This window comes from Helicobacter sp. MIT 11-5569 (assembly GCF_000765695.2).
Taxonomy (GTDB): Bacteria; Campylobacterota; Campylobacteria; order Campylobacterales; family Helicobacteraceae; genus Helicobacter_D.
In genome coordinates, this window is the sequence record NZ_JRPB02000006.1 from 56572 (window position 1) to 79085 (window position 22514).

Annotated in this window: 27 protein-coding genes and 1 tRNA gene; 25 read left to right on the forward strand and 3 right to left on the reverse strand. The window is 35.1% G+C overall.

Going from position 1 to position 22514, the window contains the following annotated elements; genetic code table 11:
- Positions 1-6: 6 nt before the first annotated feature.
- The 4 genes from LS70_RS06350 to LS70_RS06365 are packed head-to-tail and all read left to right on the forward strand — an operon-like array spanning position 7 to position 2900.
- Positions 7-1917 (forward strand): heavy metal translocating P-type ATPase, encoded by a 1911-nt coding sequence (locus LS70_RS06350; RefSeq protein WP_034290044.1) that lies wholly within the window; start codon positions 7-9, stop codon positions 1915-1917.
- 11 nt (positions 1918-1928) lie between these two features.
- Positions 1929-2156 carry a DUF2798 domain-containing protein gene (locus LS70_RS06355; protein WP_034290046.1) on the forward strand — a complete coding sequence of 76 codons (228 nt, stop codon included), beginning with the start codon at positions 1929-1931 and terminating at the stop codon, positions 2154-2156.
- A 25-nt stretch (positions 2157-2181) separates the two neighbouring features.
- A complete protein-coding gene (locus tag LS70_RS06360; protein ID WP_034290048.1) occupies positions 2182-2589 on the forward strand; it encodes a DMT family transporter in 408 nt (135 codons plus the stop codon).
- Positions 2586-2900, forward strand: a complete 315-nt coding sequence (locus LS70_RS06365; protein ID WP_034290049.1) for a DMT family transporter — start codon at positions 2586-2588, stop codon at positions 2898-2900. Before LS70_RS06360 ends, LS70_RS06365 begins: the two co-directional genes overlap by 4 nt.
- On the opposite strand, the gene LS70_RS06370 is transcribed toward LS70_RS06365, so the two are convergent.
- Positions 2893-3687 (reverse strand): TatD family hydrolase, encoded by a 795-nt coding sequence (locus tag LS70_RS06370; protein WP_034290051.1) that lies wholly within the window; start codon positions 3685-3687, stop codon positions 2893-2895. The genes LS70_RS06365 and LS70_RS06370 overlap by 8 nt on opposite strands.
- Before the next feature lie 59 nt (positions 3688-3746).
- Here LS70_RS06370 and ribE point away from each other — a divergent pair, with 59 nt between their 5' ends.
- The 10 genes from ribE (at position 3747) to LS70_RS06420 (ending at position 9358) form a co-directional block, all read left to right on the forward strand.
- Positions 3747-4370 (forward strand): riboflavin synthase, encoded by a 624-nt coding sequence (ribE, locus tag LS70_RS06375; protein ID WP_034290053.1) that lies wholly within the window; start codon positions 3747-3749, stop codon positions 4368-4370.
- Positions 4370-4654 carry an EscU/YscU/HrcU family type III secretion system export apparatus switch protein gene (locus LS70_RS06380; protein WP_034290055.1) on the forward strand — a complete coding sequence of 95 codons (285 nt, stop codon included), beginning with the start codon at positions 4370-4372 and terminating at the stop codon, positions 4652-4654. The genes ribE and LS70_RS06380 overlap by 1 nt, the downstream gene beginning before the upstream one ends.
- Positions 4655-4711: 57 nt before the next feature.
- Entirely contained in the window at positions 4712-6049 is a 1338-nt protein-coding gene (ffh, locus tag LS70_RS06385) for a signal recognition particle protein (protein ID WP_034290057.1), read from the forward strand.
- Between the two features lie 72 nt (positions 6050-6121).
- The gene (locus LS70_RS06390; RefSeq protein WP_034290059.1) at positions 6122-6664 is read left to right on the forward strand and encodes a DUF805 domain-containing protein; all 543 of its coding nucleotides are present in this window, start codon (positions 6122-6124) and stop codon (positions 6662-6664) included.
- Positions 6665-6774: 110 nt separating this feature from the next.
- Positions 6775-7002, forward strand: coding sequence for a 30S ribosomal protein S16 (gene rpsP, locus LS70_RS06395; RefSeq protein ID WP_034290061.1), 228 nt, complete (start codon positions 6775-6777; stop codon positions 7000-7002).
- Positions 7003-7008: 6 nt separating this feature from the next.
- The gene (locus tag LS70_RS06400) at positions 7009-7251 is read left to right on the forward strand and encodes a KH domain-containing protein (protein WP_034290088.1); all 243 of its coding nucleotides are present in this window, start codon (positions 7009-7011) and stop codon (positions 7249-7251) included.
- A 2-nt stretch (positions 7252-7253) separates the two neighbouring features.
- On the forward strand, positions 7254-7802 hold the full coding sequence (gene rimM, locus LS70_RS06405) for a ribosome maturation factor RimM (protein WP_034290063.1): 549 nt from the start codon (positions 7254-7256) through the stop codon (positions 7800-7802).
- Entirely contained in the window at positions 7802-8506 is a 705-nt protein-coding gene (gene trmD / locus LS70_RS06410; RefSeq protein WP_034290065.1) for a tRNA (guanosine(37)-N1)-methyltransferase TrmD, read from the forward strand. The genes rimM and trmD overlap by 1 nt, the downstream gene beginning before the upstream one ends.
- Complete coding sequence (rplS, locus tag LS70_RS06415; RefSeq protein ID WP_034290067.1) at positions 8496-8852, forward strand: 50S ribosomal protein L19; 357 nt, start codon at positions 8496-8498, stop codon at positions 8850-8852. The genes trmD and rplS overlap by 11 nt, the downstream gene beginning before the upstream one ends.
- Before the next feature lie 239 nt (positions 8853-9091).
- Complete coding sequence (locus tag LS70_RS06420; RefSeq protein ID WP_034290069.1) at positions 9092-9358, forward strand: ComEA family DNA-binding protein; 267 nt, start codon at positions 9092-9094, stop codon at positions 9356-9358.
- A 39-nt stretch (positions 9359-9397) separates the two neighbouring features.
- Here LS70_RS06420 and LS70_RS06425 read toward each other — a convergent pair whose 3' ends face one another.
- Positions 9398-9901 (reverse strand): c-type cytochrome, encoded by a 504-nt coding sequence (locus LS70_RS06425; RefSeq protein WP_201273972.1) that lies wholly within the window; start codon positions 9899-9901, stop codon positions 9398-9400.
- A gap of 376 nt (positions 9902-10277) precedes the next feature.
- Here LS70_RS06425 and purD point away from each other — a divergent pair, with 376 nt between their 5' ends.
- The 11 genes from purD to LS70_RS06480 all read left to right on the forward strand — a co-directional run bounded on the left by purD (position 10278) and on the right by LS70_RS06480 (position 21351).
- Positions 10278-11537, forward strand: coding sequence for a phosphoribosylamine--glycine ligase (gene purD, locus LS70_RS06430; RefSeq protein ID WP_034290073.1), 1260 nt, complete (start codon positions 10278-10280; stop codon positions 11535-11537).
- Complete coding sequence (locus LS70_RS06435; protein WP_034290075.1) at positions 11537-12007, forward strand: RDD family protein; 471 nt, start codon at positions 11537-11539, stop codon at positions 12005-12007. Before purD ends, LS70_RS06435 begins: the two co-directional genes overlap by 1 nt.
- Complete coding sequence (locus tag LS70_RS06440) at positions 12000-14135, forward strand: LPS-assembly protein LptD (protein WP_034290077.1); 2136 nt, start codon at positions 12000-12002, stop codon at positions 14133-14135. The genes LS70_RS06435 and LS70_RS06440 overlap by 8 nt, the downstream gene beginning before the upstream one ends.
- Positions 14135-14866, forward strand: a complete 732-nt coding sequence (locus LS70_RS06445; protein ID WP_052083403.1) for a phosphoribosyltransferase — start codon at positions 14135-14137, stop codon at positions 14864-14866. Before LS70_RS06440 ends, LS70_RS06445 begins: the two co-directional genes overlap by 1 nt.
- A complete protein-coding gene (locus LS70_RS06450; protein WP_034290079.1) occupies positions 14867-17077 on the forward strand; it encodes a polyribonucleotide nucleotidyltransferase in 2211 nt (736 codons plus the stop codon).
- Positions 17078-17217: 140 nt separating this feature from the next.
- Positions 17218-17523, forward strand: a complete 306-nt coding sequence (locus LS70_RS06455; protein ID WP_034290081.1) for a F0F1 ATP synthase subunit C — start codon at positions 17218-17220, stop codon at positions 17521-17523.
- 41 nt (positions 17524-17564) lie between these two features.
- Positions 17565-17648 (forward strand) — tRNA-Leu (locus LS70_RS06460).
- A 194-nt stretch (positions 17649-17842) separates the two neighbouring features.
- A complete protein-coding gene (locus LS70_RS06465; protein ID WP_138109391.1) occupies positions 17843-18865 on the forward strand; it encodes a glycosyltransferase family 2 protein in 1023 nt (340 codons plus the stop codon).
- A gap of 111 nt (positions 18866-18976) precedes the next feature.
- Positions 18977-20371, forward strand: coding sequence for a glucosyltransferase domain-containing protein (locus LS70_RS06470; RefSeq protein WP_034290935.1), 1395 nt, complete (start codon positions 18977-18979; stop codon positions 20369-20371).
- Positions 20283-20978 (forward strand): hypothetical protein, encoded by a 696-nt coding sequence (locus tag LS70_RS06475; protein WP_161594705.1) that lies wholly within the window; start codon positions 20283-20285, stop codon positions 20976-20978. The genes LS70_RS06470 and LS70_RS06475 overlap by 89 nt, the downstream gene beginning before the upstream one ends.
- A 13-nt stretch (positions 20979-20991) precedes the next feature.
- Positions 20992-21351, forward strand: a complete 360-nt coding sequence (locus LS70_RS06480; RefSeq protein WP_034290941.1) for a GtrA family protein — start codon at positions 20992-20994, stop codon at positions 21349-21351.
- A 45-nt stretch (positions 21352-21396) separates the two neighbouring features.
- Here LS70_RS06480 and LS70_RS06485 read toward each other — a convergent pair whose 3' ends face one another.
- On the reverse strand, positions 21397-22392 hold the full coding sequence (locus tag LS70_RS06485; protein WP_034290984.1) for a type II asparaginase: 996 nt from the start codon (positions 22390-22392) through the stop codon (positions 21397-21399).
- Positions 22393-22514: the final 122 nt, after the last annotated feature.

Sequence of the window (22514 nt, forward strand, 5' to 3'; positions counted from 1 at the left end):
AAGATTATGCAATGTGCGCAAGGTTGTTGTTCTGCAACAAGAGCTAAAAAAAGCGATTCTAAAGTTTTAGAAAATAGCATTTTTGCTGCTGCAATTTTTTGTTATAGCGTAGCATTATGTGCCGAACTCGGATTATTTTATTTGCCCTATTTATCACTTCTTTTTGTTTTATGCTATTTCTCCCTTGGATATGGAATCTTAAAAGAAGCATTTTTTGGGCTTTTAAAGCGTGAGTATTTTAACGAAAATAGCCTAATGGTGCTTGCAAGTTTGGGAGCATTTTATGTTGGAGATGGGGCTGAAGCAGTTGCAATTTTGCTGTTTTATAGAATCGGAGAATTTTTAGAATCTTTTATTGTGGAGAAATCTAAAAAGCAAATTAGAAGCTTAGCGGATTTAAAAATAGAAAATGCAAGGGTTTTAAGGGGAGAAAAACAAGAAAGTATCGCTCCAGAAGAAGTGCAAAAAGGAGAGATTTTAGTCGTATTTGCAGGGGAAAGGATTTTAGCAGATGGAGTGATTATTAAAGGATTCGGGAGTGTGGATAACTCTGCATTAAATGGAGAATCTGTCCCTGTAAGCGTTGAAGAAGGAGACAAAGTATGCTCGGGCGCAATTAATCTAAGTGGAATCTTGCATATTCAAGCAACGCAAAGTTATGCGGATTCCACTTTTAGCAAAGTTTTGCAGCTGATTGCTGAAGGAAATGCACAAAAAAGCAAAAGCGAAGAGTTTATTACAAAATTTGCGCGCTATTACACGCCCATTGTTACGCTATTGGCATTTTTGGTTGCATTACTTCCCTCGCTTTATTTTTGGGCTTTGGGTGGTAGCTTTGTGCAAGAATTGCAAACTTGGCTTTATCGTGGAATCATTTTTCTAGTTGTTTCTTGTCCTTGCGCACTTGTGATTTCTATACCTTTAACATTTTTTGCAGCACTTGGAAGAGCGTCAAAAGAAGGGATTTTGATTAAAGGTTCAAGCTATTTAGAAGCGTTAAACAATGTGGGTGCTATTGTATTTGATAAAACAGGCACGCTTACAAAAGGCACATTAAGTTTAAAAGAAATCCATACACAAAAGGGATTTACGCAAAAATTTGCATTAGGGCTTGCCAAAGCTTTAGAATCGCATTCTAATCACCCTATTGCACGTGCAATTTTGCAAGCAAACATGCAAGATTCTTCGTCGATTGCATTAGAATCCATCACAGAATCTGCTGGGGGTGGAATTTCTGCGGTGTATCAAGGAAAGCCTTTAGCATTAGGCAACGCACGTTTTATTAGCTCTTTTTTAAAGCAGCAAATTGTAGAATCTAAAAGTGCAAAATGTGAGATTTTTTTGAGCTTAGGAGAAGATGTGATTGCGTCTTTTGTTTTAGAAGATACTCTAAAAGAAGAAGCAAAAGATTGTATTTATGCTTTAAAAGGTTTGGAGCTTTGCATTTTAAGTGGAGATAAAAAGGAAGTCGCAGAGGAAGTGGCTAAAAGTGTTGGGATTCCCCATTATTTTGCAGAATTATTACCACAAGATAAGGTTTTGCATTTGCGAGAGATTTTAAATGCACAAAAAGCAAAAGGCAAAAAGGTGATTTTCGTAGGAGATGGTATTAATGACGCACCGTCTTTGAATCTTAGTGATATTGGAATTGCTATGGGAAGTTCTGGAAGTGATATAGCATTAGATGGAGCAGATATTGTGATTTTGCAAGATGATTTGGCTAAGATTCCATTATCTTTGCAATTAGCGCATAAAACGCGTTTAATTTTATGGCAAAATATCGTCTTTGCTTTGGGGGTAAAAGTAGCAATTATGCTTTTTGGTGTGTTTGGAATCGCAAATTTATGGATCGCGCTTTTTGGTGATGTGGGAGTAGCACTTATAGCACTTTTAAATGCAATGCGCGCAATTCGTTAAGAAAGAAAAGAATGTTTCCGAGAAAATTTTATCGTTTGGTGTTTGCTTTTTTGATGTCTGTATTTATGAGCTTTATAATGTCTGGAATCATTACATTTTTAAATTTAGGATTCCCAACAGATTTTTTTGCGCAATGGTTTTTAATAGCGTTTCCAAAAGCTTGGGTGGTAGCATTTCCTATTGTATTTTTCGTGGCGCCTTATGTGGCAAAGCTTGCAGAATCGCTATGCAAAAAGTAAATTATTAAGGTTTTAGGAGTTTAAAGTGGCGTGGCTGTTGATTCTTTTTGGCGGAATCGTTGAGGTGTTTTGGGTGAGTGGTTTGAAGTATTCTACAACTTTTGTTGGATATTTTTTTACAATTCTTGGAATCTTGACGTCTTTTACTTGTATGATTTTGGCAATAAAACGTGTTGAAGTTAGTATTGCATACGCTGTATTTGTAGGGATTGGCGCAGTAGGGGTTATCTTAAGTGAAATCTTTATTTTTGGGGCAAAAGTTTCTTTGGTGCAGTCTGTGTTAATTGCTGTTTTATTAATTAGTATTGTGGGATTAAAGCTTGTAAGCAAAGAAAGTGATGCTAAGGATTCTAAGACAATTGAGGAGATTTCAGAAATTTTGGGAATTGATGCGCTTGATGACCAGATTGAATCAGGACGGAATCCAAAATGAGTTGGATATTTTTGTTGCTTGCTGGTGCTATGGAAATTTTTGGCGTAATTATGATGAAAACTTATGCAATCACTGCTAAAAAAATTTATCTTTTAGGTGTGGCATTCTTTTTTGTTTTGAGTCTTGGAAGTTTATCTTTAGCTTTACAAGAGATTCCTATGGGAATGGGATATGCGATATGGACCGGGATTGGAACAGCTGGGGGAGTGCTTGTTGGAATCTTTTTTTATAAGGAATCGCGCAATTTTTGGAAACTCTTTTTTATTGCGCTAATTATAGTTTGCAGTGCTGGGTTAAAGCTTGTTAGCTAATCTTAAAAAGTCGAGCTGTGTTTGCGTTAATCTGCGTGATTAATGTTTCTTTTGGAAGTTGTAGAATTTCTTGCATTTTTTCTAAAACCAAAGGAATATAAGAAGGCTCATTGCGTTGCCCTCTGTGTGGGTGAGGAGTGAGATAGGGCGCGTCTGTTTCTAACAAAAGGGATTCTAATGGAATCTTTGGCAAAATTTCTACTAATTTTCTTGCATTTTTAAAGGTCAAAACTCCTCCGATTCCATAATAAAAATTAAAAGGCGCGAGTTTTAGGAGTTGAAAATCTGCATTAAAGCAGTGCAAAACTCCACCTACTAAGTCTTTTGCATAGGATTGTAGAATCTCTAAGCTATCTTGTGAAGCATCTCTAATATGCACAATAAGAGGTTTTTTAAATTGAATAGCAAGCTCAATTTGTGCGATAAAAACGCGCTTTTGCATAGTCTTTAAATCTACAATGGAATCCAAATTAAAGTCTTCAAGTTTCTCTTCTAAGCGGTAATAATCTAAGCCACATTCTCCAATAGCAATACACTTTGGGTCATTTAAAAAGGATTTGATAGAGTTTTCATCATAGGCATAAGCTAAGTCAGGATGCACACCGCTTGCAAAATACACATTTGTGTGTGTGTTTGCTAAATGTTGTGCTTTTTGTAAATCTTTTGGGTCTGCTGCTGGGATAATAAAGCGCGAAATTCCTGCATTTTCTGCGCGTTTTAGCATTTCTTCAAAGTCTTCATCATAACGTGTATCGTCCAAATGGCAATGTGTATCACAAAGCTGCATAATAATCCTTTTATGTTACAATTTGCGCATTGTATTAGATTGTAGCTTAAAGGTTAGAGATGTTTACAGGGCTTGTGCGTGAGTTTGGCAAAGTAGAGAGTTTGCAAGGGTCAAGTTTGCGTATTTTAGCAGAGTATAAGCCAAATATTGGGGATTCCATAGCAGTAAATGGAGCGTGCCTAACGGTAGTTGAAGTTTTTGATAAAGGCTTTGTGCTAGAGCTTAGCGAAGAAACGCAAAAAAATATTGCATTAGAAATTTACAAAGGCTTTGTGCATATAGAACCCGCAATGCGCTTAAGTGAGCGTTTAGATGGGCATATTGTGCAAGGGCATATTGATGGGATTGGTGTGATTACAAAAATTGTGCCACATTCTGTTGGGACAGATTTTTTTATTCAAGTGGATTCTAAAGTTTTAGCGTTGTGTGTGCCTAAAGGAAGCATTGCAATTAATGGAATTAGTTTGACAATTAACGCGCTTTTGGATTCTACATTGCGTCTAACATTAATCCCGCACACACTACAAACAACACTTTTTGCGCAATACAAAGTAGGAACGCGTGTCAATATAGAAACAGATTGTTTAGCACGTATGGTGCAACATTTCTTAACACAGAAAGAATCTAACACAGATTCTAAACCTAGCTGGGAAGCAATAGATAGAATTTTAGGGAGTTATTAATGCCGCCAAAAACGCCTTTAAATCAAAGAGCCGTTGCTTTAGCCTATGAGCAAAATAAACAACGCGCGCCCAAAGTGATTGCCAAAGGAGAAGGTCTAATTGCAGAAAGGATTATTGAAAAAGCAAAAGAATATGATATTCCGCTTTTTCAAAGTAAAGCGTTAGTAGATTCGTTAATCCATTTGGAATTAGATGAAGAGATTCCGCCAACTTTGTATAAAGCAGTTGTTGAAGTCTTTATTTGGCTATATCAAACAGAGAAAAAAGCACAAATGAGCAACTAATCTTTTAAGTAAAAGTATTATACAATGCGCAATTTATTTTAATAAAAGGTTTAAAAGTTGTTTGGTGGTATTACAGAAAGTTTTCAAAGCGCAATCAGCAAAATCCGATTCCAAGATGATGAAAAGGCGTTAAAGCGTGCGTTAGATGAACTCAAAAAAGCATTATTAAAATCTGATGTGCATTATAAAGTTTTAAAAGAGCTTTTAGCAGAAATTGAAAAGAAAACAAAACTTGCAGGAATTGGCAAAGAGAGTTTTCTTGCGGCACTAAAGGAATCGCTAAATGCGATTCTAACAGCACCGGGACATTATGGGTTTGTTTTTGTGCCAAAACCCCCAACGATTGTTTTAATGGCAGGTTTGCAAGGAAGCGGAAAAACAACGACAACAGCAAAGCTAGCAAATTATTTAAAAGGCAAACAAAAGAAAGTTTTACTTGCCGCTTGTGATTTGCAAAGATTAGCAGCAGTGGAGCAGTTGCGTCAGCTGTCTTTGCAAGTGGAAGTTGATTTTTTTCATCTTGAGGGAAAAAATGCGATAGAGATTGCGACAGAAGCAAAGAAAAAAGCAATTGATGGTTTGTATGATGTGTTGTTAGTAGATACCGCTGGGCGTTTAGCCATTGATGAAGCATTAATGCAGGAATTGCAAGGTGTTAAAGCTGCGATTAATCCTAATGAAGTGCTTTATGTTGTGGATAGTTTAAGCGGGCAAGATGGTGTAAAAAGTGCGGCTATGTTCCATGAAAAAATGGATTTAAGTGGCGTTGTTTTAAGCAAATTTGATGGCGATAGTAAAGGTGGAATCGCACTTTCTATTGCACATCAGCTTGGGATTCCATTGCGTTTTATTGGTGTGGGAGAAAAAATTGCTGATTTAGAAGTGTTTATTCCAGAGCGCATTGTAGGTAGGCTAATGGGAGCTGGAGATATTCACTCTTTGGCAGAAAAAACTGCTGCTGTAATTAGCGAAAAGGAAGCAAAAGATATTTCTAAAAAAATCAAAAAAGGGAAATTTACCTTTAATGATTTTATTGCACAACTTGATAATATCAAGAAAATTGGCTCTATGCAGTCTATTTTATCAATGTTGCCGGGCTTAGGAAATATGGCAAGCGCGCTAAAAGATGTGGATTTGGATAATTCTAAAGAGATTAAACAAATGCGCGCTATGGTTTCTTCTATGACGCCAAAAGAGCGTGAGAATCCGGATTTGCTAAATGGTAGTCGCAAAAAGCGCATTGCAATGGGTGCAGGGATTGATGTGAGTGATATTAATCGCTTTTTAAAGCAATTTGAAAATGCTGCAAAAATGGCGAAGAAATTTTCCAACAAGGGCGGAATGGGAGATTTAATGAGTTTGATGAAAGATGCAAGAATGGGGCAATTGAGATAATAAAAATAAATAAAGAATCTAAAAGTATTTTTGATAGGATTAAGGTTAAAGTTTTTATTTGAAAGGGAGAGTATGACATTTAAACAAGCGGTTGCAAGTGGATTTTCTAATCTATTTAACTTCAAAGGTAGGGCGTCTCGGTCAGAGTATTGGTGGTTTTATTTATGTTTGGCAATTATAGGGTCATTGTCGGGGGCTATGATTCTAGGCTTTGCCTTTGTGGGTTATTATTTATTTTTGAACGGGACTATATTATATATATCGTATATAATATATCAGACATTTGCTTTTGTGTTTCTTATGTTCTATATTTCTATTACCGTTAGACGTTTGCATGATGTTAATAAATCTGGCTGGTGGCTACTTGTTTGGTTTGTTTCATATATTCTTATGGTGTTTATAGGGGTGTTATCTGATGACACAATATCTGCAAATACTGAATTGGTAGGAATCGCCTTATCTGCCGTCTTATTTGCTCTTCTTGCATCATCAATAATACTATTAATTTTCTTAGTAAAAAGGGGAACAAAAGGAGAGAATCGTTTTGGAGCTGACCCATTATGCTTATCTGCGCAAGAAATAGATAGAGACAATGAAGTTAAAAATACGCTTTAGAGTTTAATGTTTTCCTTAAAATTTTAAGGAAAAATTACTTATTTTTAAGTATAATAACGCCTTTTACACAGATTTATTCTGTAAATTTTTAATAATTTAAGGAGTATATTTTGGCAACCGTTATCCGCTTAACAAAAATGGGGCGCAAGAAAAAGCCTTTTTATAGAATCGTTGTAACTGATAGCAGAAAAAGACGTGATGGAGGTTGGATTGAGTCGATTGGGTATTATAATCCTTTAACAGAGCCTTCTACCGTAAAATTTGATGCAGAGCGTTTAAAGTATTGGGTAAGTGTTGGCGCAAAAATGAGTGAGCGCGTGCAAGCAATCACTAAATAGATGGCAATGGTAGAGAATTTTATAGAATCTTATGCGAAAAAAATTGTCGCAGAACCTGATAAGATTCACGTGATTAAGCGTGAGCTTGATACAAATTTTTATGAAATTGAGATTCTATCTTCTTTGCAAGATGCGGGACGCTTGATTGGCAAAGATGGAAAGATGATTGGCGCAATCAAAACTTTCATTTCAGGCATTAAAGCAAAAGATGGAAGCTCTTATCGTATCATTGTTAAACCGCAACAATAATAATGCTTAGCAAGGCGATTCCAAAAGATTGGGTGAGTGTTGCAAAAATTGGACGCTCACTTGGTTTTAAAGGTGATGTGCTTTTGCATCTCTTAAGTGATTTTCCACAATCTCTAAAAGCTGGTAATTCTTATCACTCGCAATTTGGAGATTTAACTTTAGAGTATTATTCTCCCAACAAATCTACCGCAAAGTTTAAAGAAATTAATTCCAAAGAAGAAGCAAAACAAATTGTAAATTGCGTGCTTTATTCTACACAAGAAGAAACAAAAGCGCAATGCGTTTTAGAAGATAATGCGTTTTTTTGGTTTGAAATTATAGGCAGTAAGATTGTCGAAAATGGTGAAATATTAGGAATCGTAAGTGAAATTGACCGCTTTTGTAACCAAGATTATTTGATGATAACAACAGATTCTGCACTATTGACACAAAAACTCCCTAAAAGCTTTTTGATTCCTTATAATGCACGCTATATTTTAAATGTGGAATCTCAAGCACAGCCTAAAATTATCCACACACAATTTTGCAAAGATATTTTAGAAAATAGTTAATGCAATCCACTTTTGTTACATTATTTCCACATCTCATAGAGGGGTATTTTAGCGATTCCATATTGCACCGCGGATTAAATACAGGATTACTTAGTGTAGATTTTGTCAATCCGCGCTCTTTTAGTGAAAATAAATTTTTAAAGGTTGATGATTATCAAGTTGGTGGTGGGGCTGGGCTTTTGTTAGAACCGCTTGCATTAAGCAATGCATTAGACAGCATTAAAGAGAAACAACCAAAGACGCATATTATTTTTTTGACACCTTGTGCAAAAACTTTTACGCAAAATGATGCAAAGCGTCTAAGCAATAAGGAACATATTACTTTTGTGTGCGGACGCTATGAAGGCTTTGATGAGCGTTTAATCGAAATTTATGCCGATGAGGTTTTTAGTGTTGGGGATTTTATTTTAACAGGTGGAGAATTAGCAGCTTTGTGTTTGTTTGATAGCATAGCAAGGCAAGTTAAGGGTGTGCTTGGTAATGAGGAATCTTTACAGGGTGAGAGTTATGAAAAGCATTTATTAGAAGCACCAAATTTTGTAAAACCGCATAAATTTAAAAATTTAGCAGTTCCTTCAGAGTATTCAAAGGGAAATCACGCTAAAATTTCAGATTTAAAACTAAAAGCAGCAGAGGCAAAAACTAAGTTTCATAGATACGACCTCTATGTGCGCTATAAACAAGGGTTTAACAATGAGAAATAAATATATTCAGCATTTTGAAGATGCGCAAATTGCAGGAAAAGAGATTCCACAATTTAAAGCAGGAGATACGCTAAGAATCGGGATTAGAATCTCTGAAGGAGACAAAACAAGAATCCAAAATTTTGAGGGCGTTTGTATTTCTTTGCGCGGGGTTGGGACAGGCAAGACTTTTACGATTAGAAAAATTGGTGCAAATGGCGTTGGTGTAGAAAGAATCTTTCCTATTTATTCTGAAAGCATTGATAGCATTAAAGTGCTTAAAATCGGTCGCGTTAGACGTGCAAAACTTTATTATCTACGCACAAGAAGCGGTAAATCTGCAAGAATTAAGGAAATTAGAAAATAATTTCTTCCCCCTTGTGCTATGCGCAAGGCTTTTAACTCCTCTTTATATTTTTCAAACTTGAAATCTATCAATTATCACAATGGAATATGGTTTAAAATTATGAGATAGTTTTAATTTTATTGTTTCATTGTGTAACTTTATAGAGAAAATTTAATCAATCTTGATTTTGCAAAAAGTAAAAAAATCTTTAATTTAGATACAATGTAATGCTCTATCATTAAATATTAAGGAGAAAAATAATGAAAATTTTGATGGCATTGTTATTAGCAGTTTCTTGGCTATTTGGAGCAGTAGATTTAAATAAGGCAAGCAAGCAAGAGCTAATGAGTGTAAAAGGAATCGGAGAGGTTAAAGCACAAGCAATTATTGATTATCGCGAAAAGCAACCTTTTAAGTCTGTCGATGAACTTACAAATGTGAAAGGTTTTGGGGATAAAAGTGTAGAAAAACTCAAAAGTGAATTTAGTGTTTCAGATGCAGAAGAAGCGCAAAGCGAAAAACCCTAAAAACAATTAAACTTTGTAGCCAATTTGGCTACAAAGCAACTATTTTAAACTCTCAACATATGCTCCAATATCGTTCATATCACGTTTTGTATAGCGTTGTGCAATTTGGTTTTTTATAAAGCGAGATTGCCCTTCAAAGCTTTGGTTTGCGTAAGTTTTAATTTCATCAGCAATTGCGTTTGCCTTCCAAGTATTAATGCGTTTCGTGCCAGCAACAGAAAGCTCACCTTTTTTCCCATGACAACTTGCGCAGTCTCTATCATAGAGTTTTTTTCCATTTTCTAAATTTGCCCCACGCGTATTCCCGCTTACTTCACCTTCACCTAGCATACTTGCCAAAAAGCTACGTTCTTGTGGTGTCAAGTCCGCATCTTCGCGCACAACTTTAATATTATCTCCTCCTAGATTTTTGGAGTATTTTTTCATAATTGCTTTAATTTCTTCTCCAAATTCTCCTTTGAGTTCAAAGCAAATACATTCTCCAGCATATAAACTGCTGCTTATGGTTATTGCGCAAGTTAGCGTTAAGAGTAATTTTTTCATTATTGGGATTCCTTAAACATAAAGTTACGCGTGCAATTTTGCCGAAAATTTATTAATTTTTGGATTAAAGTTAAAAGCCGCTTTAGCTAGTATTGTTTATAATAACGCTCGCCTAAGTGGTGCGTGTTTCTTTCACTTTGGGGTCCAACATATTTGAGTATTACTGATTGCATAGTTCGGTTCGGTGTGATGGTGTTTTCGCTATTAATCTCTTAAGTTGAGATGAGAATCTGCCGCCTAATGAATCGCTTGTGGTTGGAATCGTTGCCTATTTCGGGCTGCACAAAAAAGTAACGGCTACTTGGGTTTTTTGATTTTTAAAATTTTTTCAATGAGGTTTAAAGTTTTCAAAATCAAAATGTAAGGTAGAATTTATATGGAAATTGTGATTGTAGGAAGCGGTGGCAGAGAGTATTCTATTGGGCTTGCATTGCAGAGCGAATGCAAGATAGATGGAATCTATTTTTATCCCGGCAATGGAGCGACAAGCAAACTTGGTAAAAATATTGATTTTAAAACACAAAAAGAATTTTTGGATTTTGTATTAATGCAACGCATAGGACTTGTGATTATAGGTCCTGAAGCTCCACTTGTAGAAGGGCTGGCAGATATTTTACGCGAAAATGGAATCGCAACTTTTGGTCCAAGTGCAAAGGCAGCGCGCTTGGAGGGTTCTAAAGCTTATATGAAAGAGTTTGCAAAACGTTATGATATTCCAACAGCAGGATTTATTCAAACACAAGATTATGAAGAAGCATGTGCATTTATTGATACTTTAAATACACCTATTGTAGTAAAGGCTGATGGCTTGTGTGCAGGCAAAGGTGTGATTATTGCACAAAGTTATGCAGAAGCTAAACAAGTAGCAAAGGAGATGTTGAGCGGAAAAAGTTTTGCAGAAGCAGGAAAAACGATTGTGGTTGAAGAATTTTTAGAAGGTTTTGAACTTTCTGTTTTTGCAATGTGCGATGGTAAGGATTTTATTGTGTTGCCTGCTGCACAAGATCATAAAAGGCTTTTAGATGAAGATAAAGGTCCAAATACCGGCGGTATGGGAGCTTATGCGCCATCGCCTTTAGCAAGTGATAAGATTATTGAAGAAGTTAAGCAAAGTATTATTGTTCCAACATTAGATGGTATGGCAAAAGATGGAAATCCTTTTAGTGGGACGCTATTTTGTGGGGTTATGGTTGTAAAAGACAAGCCGTATTTGTTGGAATTTAATGTGCGTTTTGGAGATCCAGAATGTGAAGTGTTAATGCCTTTGTTTAAAGAAGGGTTATTTGATTGCTTTTTGGCATGCGCAAATGGGGGTTTAAAAAATGTGCAGTATCGTTTGAGTGAAGAAGTATGCGTAGGTGTTGTTGTTACTTCAAAAGATTATCCTTATAAAAGCTCTAAGAAAACAAAAATCAGATTTACTACACAAAATAGTGCAGATGCGCATATTAGTTTTGCCGGAGTTAGTCAAGAAGGTGAAGATTTAATAGCAAGTGGAGGGCGTGTGCTTGTATGCGTGGGCAAAGGAAACAATGTGGAAGAAGCAGTCAAAAAAGCATATAATTGTGTGGAATCTGTGGAATTTGAAGGAATGCAATATCGTAAGGATATTGCTTATCAGGCATTGAGAGACTAATGAATCCTGACAAGATAGAAGAAATTTTAGCGCGCGAAGAAATCCAAGTTGCAGCACTTTGGAAGCGTGTAGTGGCACATATTATTGATGATTTGCTTGTCAGTATGGTGATTATTGGAATGTATTGGGAGAGTATTACGCAAAATGTGGGCAATCCGGAAGTTGTTTTAAATACAATTTCAAATTCTTGGCTAATCTTATATGTAGTGCACATTGTATATCATTGGCTTTTTGTGCGTTATTATGGAGCAACAATTGGGAAAATTGTTGTTAAAATTAAAGTCATAGAAACAGGGCTTTTAGATAACCCAAATACAAAACAAGCTTTTATACGCTCTTTACTTAGGACATTAAGTGAATTTTTAATCTATCTACCTTTTTTATATATTTTGACAAATTCCTTGCGATTAAGTTTGCATGATAGAATCGCAAATACTATTGTTATAGAGTTAAAGAGTTATAATGTTTAAGAAAAATGCCAAAAAATTTGGAATCGCACTTTCTCTATCAGCAACTTTTGCGCTAAGTTCTCTTGATGCGCGTCCTTCTGTTAAGCAATTTAATACAAAACAAGAAGTAGTTTTTGAGTTTTTGGCAGATGATATGGAGTTTAACCAATCTGTTGTGATAGGAAAAGGGCATGCGACAGTCATTAACCTTGATTATTATATTAGTGCGAATACGGCAGTTTATAATACAAAAACGCGCGAAATTACACTAAGTGGAAATGTCAATGCCTACAAAGGTAATGCGTTGTATTTAAGAGCGCAAGAAGTTACAATCAAACTTCAAGACGATTATTCCTTTTTAGAGCCTTTTTATATGCAGGATTCCACAAGTGGTCTATGGGTGGAAGCAAAGAGTGCAGAATATGATAAAAATGTGTATCAAATTCAAGATGTAGCAGTTTCTACTTGTAGCGTAAATAACCCAATTTGGCAACTTAAGGCAAGTGAAGGTAAATACGATACAGGCAAAGAATGGCTTACGCTTTGGCATCCACGTTTATGTGTTTATGATGTGCCCGTGCTTTACTTCCCTTATCTTTCCTTTTCGGCTGGTTATAAACGTAAAAGTGGTCTTTTGTATCCCTTGTTTGGAAGTTCTAATGACGATGGTTTTATTTACTCGCAACCCATCTATTTTGCTCCACAAGATTGGTGGGATATGACAATCACCCCAACAATGCGCACCAAAAGGGGTGGTGGTGTTTATGGGGAATTTAGAATCGCAGATGATAAAGAGCAAATATTATGGGCAAATTTTGGATATTTTGGTGATTCTAATAATTATCAAAATACTTATGATTTAGAAAATCAAGAGCATTATGGATTCCAACTCAAATATAAAAGAAAAGATTTATTAACAGATCTTCAAAATTATTTTTATGAAGATGGATTGTATGCTGATATTTCTCAAATTTCTGATGTAGATTATTTTAGACTAACTGATGATAAAGCGCACGAAGAAGCAGATTTGCAAGGAAAGCTCTTAACCTCTCGTTTGAACTATTTTTTAAAAAGTGATACAGATTATGTTGGAATCTATGGGCGTTATTATTCAGACCTAGAAATGACAAGCAATTCTAAAACGTTACAAACTTTGCCACAAGTGCAATATCATCGTCAAATTGATAAGCTTTTTGTTGATAATTTTTATTATAGTTTTGACTATCAAATTGAGCATTTTACGCGCCCAATTGGTTATCGTGCAGTGCAACAAGAAGCGCAACTGCCGATTTTATTTACACAAAGCCTAGCTAGTGAGTATTTAAACTTATCTATTTCTCCGATATTTTATGCAACACAGGTTAATTATAATCATGTTGAAGAGGGAATACATTTAAAGACCGGACGTTATATCACGCAACATTATCAATTTAAAGCAAATACAGATTTGGCAAAGCAATATGAGAATTTTGGGCATACTTTAAGCTTTGAAGCACTTTATACTTTGCCCGGTTTTAAAGATAAAACGGGAGATTTTACGACTTTTTTCACACTGCCTGGTGATTCTCAAGAGTTAAGGCTTAGTGCTTCCCAACATTTTTATGACACAAACAATACATTAAAACTTTCGCATAGAATACGGCAGTATTTTTATTTAGAAGATGATGAGCGGGTAGGTGAGCTAGAAAATGAAGTGCAATACTTTTATGACTATTCTTGGAGCTTTTTAAGTGATATTTTTTATGCGCATTCAGAAAATAGGATTTCAGAAGCAACACATAAAATTTATCATGATGGAGAATATTTAAGTGCATATTTTGGGCATTTTTTTCGCGATTCTTTTGCAAAAGTAGATTGGAGTCGCGGACGTTATGGTGAAGCAAACTACATTATGGCTGGGGTCGAAAAAGGATTTGCAAATCTTAACCTTTTTGCGAGTTTGGGTTATGATTATAAAGAAGACTATTTTAAAACTTGGCAGGTGGGGTTTGAAGCAAGTGTGCGTTGTTTTTCTGTTGGGCTAAAATATGTGAGTGAGATTTATCCAATGCTAACAACGCGTGGAGCAGAAGCAAAAGATGATAAATATGTGCTTTTGACTATCAAATTTATACCTCTTTTAAGCGGCGATGTGAAGGTAGGACGATAATGCAAAATATTTTAGGTGCAGCTAATGGAATTAATTTACTAAATAACCAAACAAATAATATAACACATTCTACAAGGCGTAAAATATTTTTTGAGAATCGTGATGATGCGCTCCAAAAGCTTCTTAGTAATATGCCTCTTAGTTTTTTTGAAAGGCAAGATTGTGTGGTGATTGGAATCTCATTTGAAGGAATTTATTTTGCGTATCGTTTAGCGCAAACAATCAAAGCTCCTTTGGCGTTTCTTTTTACTTCTCCTATTTTAGCACCTAATAATCCAGAATGCGAAATTGCAATGGCAACAGAAACGCATGATGTTGTGATTAATGAACCTTTAGTGCGTTCTTTTGGAATCAGTTTAGATTATATTTATGGTGAAGTGCAGCGACAATATGAGGATAAAATGTTGCCTTTAATTTATCAATATCGCAAAGGTAATCCTTTAATCTCTCTTAAAGGTAAGCGTGTTTTGATTGTAGATGAAGGAATTGATAGTGGATTAACTGCGCTCGCATCTATTAAATCCGTGGTTACTTTGCAAGCAAAAACTGTGTATTTTGCTTGTCCTGTTGCTCCTTATGATGCTGCAGAGATTATGGAAGAAGCAACAGATGGAGTCTTTTGTCTATATAAATCAAAAAATTTTGTAGATATTGGATATTATTATAAGGATTATCCACCTATTGAAACAGCAACAATCGAAGAAGTTTTTAGCAAGATACAAGGAGAGTAAATGCAAGAAGTTAAACTTTCATTTTTAGAAAAAGAAGAGCAATATATTTTTGATTATGTGGCAAAACAAGCTAGTGGAAGCGTGTATTATAAAAGTGGGAATAATGTGCTTTTGGCAGCTGTTACCATTGATAGCGATTCTATTGTAGAAGAGGATTTTTTGCCTTTAACAGTGCAATACATAGAAAAATCTTATGCGGCAGGAAAGTTTCCGGGCGGTTATGTCAAAAGAGAAGCAAAACCCGGAGATTTTGAAACACTAACAGCAAGGATTGTTGATAGAAGCTTGCGTCCTTTGTTTCCTAAAGGTTATTGCTATCCTACACAAATTACTATTATGGTGCTTAGTGCAGATAATGATGCAGACTTGCAAATTTTAGCTTTGAATGCAGCAAGCTCGGCATTATATGTTTCAGAGATTCCACTAAATCTAGCTGTTAATGGTGTGCGTATTGGTAGAATCGGAGAAGAATTTGTCGTCAATCCTAGCCTTAAAGCAATGGAGCAAAGCACATTAGATTTATTTGTAAGTGGTGTTGATGAAGATTTGCTGATGATTGAAATGCGCACATTTGGGGGCGTAGATGTGGAATCCCCCACAAATCCTTTAAATTTAGTTTCTACATTAATGGACGATACAAAAGCAAAATTTAGTGCAAATGAACTTACAGAAACAGAACTTATACAAGCCCTAGAGCTTGCAAAAACACATATTGCTACAAAAAGTAAAATACTAAAAGAATCTTTTGTCGCTTGCATAAAAGAGCCATTAGTTTTTACGCAGGAGCGCAAAAGTTATCATTGTCAAAATCTACAAGAATTTATTACACAAAATTATTTAGAAGAATTACGTGCAATTATCTCTTATTTATCTAAAACAGAACGCCATAGCCGATTAAAAGCTTTTGCAAAAAGAATCTCTCAAGATTATGCAACAAAGAATCCTGAAGATTTAGAATCTTTAGAAGAGCGCACAAGTGAAACGTTAGATACTTTAAAGCGTCAAATTATCCGCACAATGATTTTAGAAGAAGGTGTGCGTGCAGATGGCAGAAAACTCAATGAAGTGCGCCCAATTAGTATTGAAACAAATCTATTGCCAAAAGCGCATTCTAGTGTATTATTTACGCGCGGACAGACGCAAGCCCTTGTTGTTTGCACGCTAGGGGGTGAAATGGATGCGCAAAATTATGAATTATTAACAGATAAAGGTGCATCAAAAGAGCGTTTTATGGTGCATTACAATTTTCCCCCATTTAGCGTTGGAGAAGCAAGCCCTATTGGGGCGACAGGTAGACGTGAGCTAGGGCATGGAAATTTAGCAAAACGTGCTTTAGAATGTAGCATTATTAACGCAGAGCAACAAACGATTCGTTTGGTTTCAGAAATTTTGGAATCTAATGGTTCAAGCTCAATGGCGACTGTTTGTGGGGGTTCTCTAGCTTTAGCTGCTGCAGATGTAGAATGCACAACTTTGATTGCTGGTGTAGCAATGGGGCTTATAAGTGCAGGCAATAAATATGCAATTTTAACTGATATTATGGGCTTAGAAGACCATGATGGCGATATGGATTTTAAAGTCGCAGGAAGCAAAAATGGAATCACAGCTTTGCAAATGGATATTAAACTTGGCGGTTTAAGCACAGAAATTTTAAATCATGCACTTTTGCAAGCAAAAGAAGCACGATTGCATATTTTGGGAATTATGGAAAGTGCAAAAGAAAAAATCGTGCTTAATACAGCAGTATTGCCTAGCGCACAGATTTTTGCAATCCACCCAAGCAAGATTGTAGAAGTGATTGGACAAGCGGGAAAAACAATCAAAGAAATTATTGAAAAATTTGAAGTTGCCATTGATTTAAATCGCGATAATGGGGAAGTTAAGGTAAGTGGAAAAAATAGAGAAAAAGTTGATGCTGCAAAAGAATATATTATTGGAATCGCAAATGCAAAAGAGGAAAAGCCAAATATTGCAGAGCTTTACAAAGTGGGAGATGTGTATGAGGGTAAAGTCAAAAAGATATTAGATTTTGGGGCATTTGTAGAGTTGCCACACCATTATGATGGATTATTGCATATTTCAAAAATTACAAGCAACAGAAACGCGCAAGTGAGCGATTATCTTAACGAAGGCGATAGGGTGCGCGTGGAAGTGTTGTCGTTAAATAAGAACAAAGTTGAGCTAGGGCTACAAGAGAAATTGAGTAAATAAGTGGCATTTTGCACATTTTGAATACTTGTCTTAGGCTTAAATTAAATAAAAATTTAGCTAAATGCGTTTATAATCCATTCTTACAAAGTGATGAGTAGGGGACAGATCCGAAAAGACTTTGAAAATTTAAGGAGAAAAGTATGAAAAAATTACTTTTAGTGTTTTTTGCATTAGCTGGTGTAGCATTTGCTGCAGAGGGAAATGAAATGTTGTTGTCTTATTCAGCAATCGCTGCTGGTATCGGTTTGGGTATCGCTGCTCTTGGTGGTGCTATTGGTATGGGAAGCACAGCTGCTGCTACAATTTCTGGTATGGCTAGAAATCCGGGCGTTGGCGGTAAATTAATGACAACAATGTTCATTGCATTAGCGATGATTGAAGCACAAGTTATCTATACACTTGTTGTTGCATTAATTTTGCTTTATACAAACCCATTCTTAGGCTAATTAATAGTTTAAAAACCCTTAGGCGTTTGCCTTTGGGTTATGCGCTGGTGGTGGAATGGTAGACACACCATCTTGAGGGGGTGGCGGGGCGACCCGTGCGAGTTCAAGTCTCGCTCAGCGCACCACTTTGATAGTTCTGTTTAAATATATTCTTTGTTTTTAAAAGCTTTATTGTTATGACAAGTGCATCTTAGCTCTTGGTATAAAGTTTTTAAAAACAAAGCTTTAACTTTTAGATTTAAATCTTATTTTCATCAAATCAGAAATAGTATTTAGTTTAAGCAAATAACACAAATATAAATAACAACGGAAGGGTAAAATGCTAAAAGAAATAAATTGTAGTATTGTGCGGGGGGGGGGGGCAAATCATAGTCTTTTAGCAGAATCTGCACATTTAAACTTTCACGATTCTTCAAATATTAAAACTCCTATCCAAAATTCAAGAAAAAATTTTCCTATTTTATTAAGCGTTGTTGTTCCTTGCTATAACGAAGCTTTAAATCTACAAAACTTTTATAATGCAGTAAGCTCTATTATCAAAGAAATTAAGAGCCAAATCACAAAAGAATTAAACTATGAATTTATTTTTGTTAATGATGGAAGCAAAGATGATACTCTAAATGAAATCAAGCAAATAAGAAACAATGATTGCAATGTGCATTTTATAGATTTTTCACGTAATTTTGGCAAGGAAGCAGCAATGCTCGCAGGTTTGCAAAAAGCAAATGGTAATTGTGTAGCAATAATGGACGCAGACTTGCAGCACCCCCCTAAAATGCTTTTTTCTATGTTTGAAAAATGGTTCAATAATGAAGCTGATGTGGTTTATGCTAAACGTGTTTCAAGGGATGGAGATGGTTTTTTTAGAGCAATTTTTAGCGATGGATTTTATTGGTTGAATAATGTTATTTCTAGTGTGAAAATGGAATCTGGCATAAGCGATTTTAGGCTAATGGATACAATGGTGGTTAATGCTATTTTAGAAATGCGAGAATACCATCGCTTTTCTAAGGCACAATTTGAATGGGTGGGTTTTCGTAAGTTAGGATTGCCTTATGAATATGTGCAACGTTTAGCAGGAAATAGTAAATGGAATTTTTGGACATTGTTTAAATATGCCATTGAAGGGCTTATTAGCTTTAGCACAATGCCCTTAAGAGTTGCATTTATACTTGGAATTTGTTTTAGTGTTTTAGGGCTTGGATATGGTGGTTATATTGCTATTTCTGCACTTTTGTTTGGTAGTGGAGTTCCGGGATACCCTTCACTGTTTTGTGCGATTAGTTTCTTTGGTGGAATCCAACTCATCATCTTGGGTGTTATAGGGGAGTATAATTGCTAGAATTTATGAGCAGTGCAAGGGAAGACCGCATTTTATTGTGCGTGAGAGTGGGTAAAAATGCTGATAGAGATTAATTTTGTATTAGATATTTTAGATGTATAAAGGGTATTTATGAAAGTTTATAAAGGTATTTTAGTATTTTTGATGGCGTATTTAGTAGCTTTATTTGCATTTTTAAGTTTTAATTTGAATCGGTTGCATAAAATAAATGAGCCTCCAACAATACAAAAGATTGAAGCAAATAGATATGTCGCAAATGTTGATGATATTGGATTCCTTAGTGATTTAAATCTTATCGAATTAAAAGTTGGAAATAATTTAGTTGAAAGAACATTTGAATTTTCAGTAAATAATGAAGCCGATGCTACAAAAATATCTGTTGATTATCAGCTTACTTGGCTTGGGAGTTTAGCACTAGGTTTAATAGGATTTTTACCTGCTTTGCTTGTCTTTTTTCTTGCAGATAAAAGACAAGATTTTATGGGTTTTAAGCATATTAGAAAATTTATCTTTGAAACAAATTGGCAAGAATCAATAAAACAACGTTATTTTGAAATTGATTGTGTGTATAGAAAAGCATTTTGGATTCTATTTTTATTATTAAATTTGGTTTTTGCCTATCATAGTGTGCAGTTTTTTTGGGGGAATCACGATTGGGCTAATTTGATACATGGCATAGGTCCTTGGGGAAAAATTTCTAATGGGAGATTTTCTTTGGGATTTGCTTATCAGATTTTGGGCGGTAGGTTTTTGCCGCTTCTTGGTAATATGCTATCTTTGTTTGGTGTTGCACTAGCTGGAGTTCTCTTAGCAATCTATTGGAAAACACCTAAAAATACTTATAGCGTTGTTGTGCTAGGATTATTTATTGGAGTTTGTCCCTATATTCTAAGTTGGTTTTATTATATGGTTGATGCACCCGCAATGCTTTGGATTCCAGCTTTGATTATTGGTGCATTTTTGTTAGGGGATAAAACTGATACAAAAAATGCTTGGTTATATTCTTTTGTGAGTATTTTACTATTGTTAATAGCTCTTGGCGGATATGCGCCAAGTATAAATGCTATTGGTGTTATTTTATTATTTAAAATTCTTTTGGAATATTGTTTTGGCAAAACTCTAAAAGAAGTAATTTTTGATATTAGATTTACTCTTTTTAATATAGTGATTGCTTGTTTAATCTATACAGTTATCATAAAACTTTTAAAAATAAATGGGATTATGCAAAGTGGTTATAATACTGAAATAATAGAGCTTGGAGATGCGTATAGTAGGCTGATAGAAGTATTTTTTGCATCTTTTAAGCAGTTTTTAGCATCTTATCCTTTTATTGATTTGTATTATCTGCAGATTCTACTTGGGTTGGTGTTATTTGCATTTGTTGTATTAATTGTTCAATCTAAGAAAAAAGTTGCCATTGTCCTATATATTAATATCTTTGCTTGCGACAAAAGCTACCGCATTTATTGCAAAAGGCGGTGCTGTAGTTCCTTTATATCTAAATAGGATTGATTGGTTTGGGCTTTTATATGTCTATGCTTTTGCCATAGCATTTATTTTGCGATTTAATAGAATCGCAACTAGCAATATTTTATTTGCATTTTTGATATTTATTTTGCCTATGGGTATTTTGCGTGATGTAGAGGCGCAAAAGGTTTGGAAATGGGGTTTTGATGCTGAAAGAGAAGTAATATATCGTCTAATAGAGCGCATAGAATCTCACCCTAAATACAATCCAAACAATACTTATACTTTGATTATGATTGGTGATGCTCCAACACTAAGAATAAATTATTATTCAGGGGATAAGAGCAGATTAGTTGGAGACCTGTTAGTTTATTCTTCTATTCCAGATTGGGCTCCATACCAACCTTTGAACTTTTTTGCTCCTAATATTAAAATACCATACGAATTAACCATTTCACAATTTACATTACAAGTGAATACTTATGACAAAAATATGATTAGCCATGTTTTGCTAACATTGCAAGACTTTATAAGAAATTCTGCCGAAGTTTTCCCTAAAGAGAATTCTGTATTTATTGATGATAAGTATATTGTTGTTGTTTGGAATGAAGCAGATTTAATGCATATTCGCTCAATGTATCAATGATTTTATTTTTAAGATGAAACAAATTGTATTGTATTGTTTAGTTGGGGCAATCAATACATTTATTGGCTTTGGGGTGATTTTTACCCTAATGGCATTAGGTGTAATTGCTGAAGTTGCAAATTTTATCGGATATTGTGTAGGCATTATTGTAAGCTTTATACTAAATGCACGTTTTACTTTTGATGCTAGGAGAAATCACGCATTTTTACGATTCTGTTTAGCAATGGGAATTTCTTATTTGCTAAATTTATTAGTTTTAGTTGTTTGTTATAGAGTGTTTTCTATGAATGCTTATATTGCGCAGATTTTTTCAGGTGTAGTTTATACGACAAGCGGGTTTTTATTGAGCAAATATTTTGTGTTTAAGAAATAGCGGCATTTATAGCACCAAAAAGAGTGCTATAAATGGAATCTAAAATTAGTATTTTAAGAAATACTCTTGAATCTTTTTAGGATCGTTTGTTTTTGTAAGTGCAAGTGCTAAAAGGATTCTAGCTTTTTGTGGGTTTAAATCTTCTGCACTGATAAATCCTAGTTTCGCATCATCGCCACTTACTGCAACGCGTCCTGCAACAACTCTTGAGCTAACAGCGATATTAACACCTTCTTTTAAAAGCTCTTTTAGAGTTGCTTTTTGGTTTTCGTGGATACTTCCAGCACCGCTTCCAGCAATCACTAAACCTTTTGCGCCATCAGCAACTAAAGCTTTTGCAGCAGCTGCACTTCCGTCATTAGAATAAGTATAAAGAATATCTACTTTTGGAAGAGCTGTTAATTTACTAACATCAAATGGGGATTTTTTTGTGTGCTCTTTTGCGACATTGTTGTAGAAGAAAACTTCACCATCTACAATATAGCCTAAATCGCCAAAATCTGGAGATGAAAACGCATTAACATTTAAGCTATGTGTTTTTACAACGCCTCTAGCACTTTGAATTTTGTCATTCATTGCAACCATTACGCCTTTGCCTCTAGCTTGCTTGTCTGCTGCAAGAGCCACTGCATTATAGAGATTTTTAGGTCCATCTGCACTAATTGCAGTTGAAGGACGCATTGCGCCAACTAATACAACAGGCTTATCACTTTTAACAGTGAGATTTAAGAAATATGCAGTTTCTTCCATAGTGTCTGTTCCGTGTGTGATAACAATACCATCAACTCCATTTGCAAAAAGTTTGTTGATTTCTTTTGCAAGTTTTAGTTGGATTTCATCTGTCATATTTGAGCTATCAATATTTGCGATTTGTTGTCCTGAAATATCTGCTAAATCTTTGATTTGTGGAACTGCTTGAATAAGCACATCAACTCCAACAACACCAGCAGTATATCCTGTAGTAGCAACTGAACTATCAATAGAACCTGCGATTGTCCCACCTGTAGCAAGAATCGCGATTTTAGGCTTTGCATAAGCCATACCTGCTCCTAAAAATAAAAAAGTCATCATACAAAGCAATAATTTCTTCATACGACCTCCTAATAAAATTTATTTACGTAACTTAGGGCTGATTGATAGGGTTATCTCTCTTCTCTAAGAAC